Origin of the sequence: Mesorhizobium sp. M2A.F.Ca.ET.037.01.1.1 (assembly GCF_003998075.1) — a bacterium.
In the GTDB taxonomy this organism is placed as follows: Bacteria; Pseudomonadota; Alphaproteobacteria; order Rhizobiales; family Rhizobiaceae; genus Mesorhizobium.
On the sequence record NZ_RZSA01001870.1, the window covers coordinates 1 to 391 of the forward strand.

The window sequence follows — 391 nt, forward strand, 5'->3', positions numbered from 1 at the left end:
CCTACATCTTTCGCAGATCGGTTTCGACCATCGCCGTCATGGCGATGGTCGGGATCTTGGTCTTCCTGCTTCTCAGGCTGGCGCCCGGCGACCCGGCGGCCCTGATCGCCGGTGACACGGCCACACCACAGATGATCGCCAACATCCGCGAGCAAATGGGGCTGAACGATCCCCTGCCGGTTCAGTTCGTACGTTGGGTGCGGGACATGCTCGGCGGCGATTTCGGCAACTCGATCTTCGCCGGGCGACCGGTACTCGAGCTGATCTCGCAGCGGCTTGAACCGACCCTTTCCCTGTCTACCCTGACGATGATCCTGTCGGTGACGGCCGGGGTCTCTTTCGGCATCCTTGCCGCGTGGCGAACGGGCGGGCTCATCGACCGCCTCCTCAC

Annotated in this window: 1 protein-coding gene; it reads left to right on the plus strand. The window is 63.9% G+C overall.

Annotated elements, in window-relative coordinates; genetic code table 11:
- The coding region (locus tag EOA27_RS40230) for an ABC transporter permease (RefSeq protein ID WP_145970982.1) at positions 1-391 on the plus strand (391 nt) is incomplete at both ends.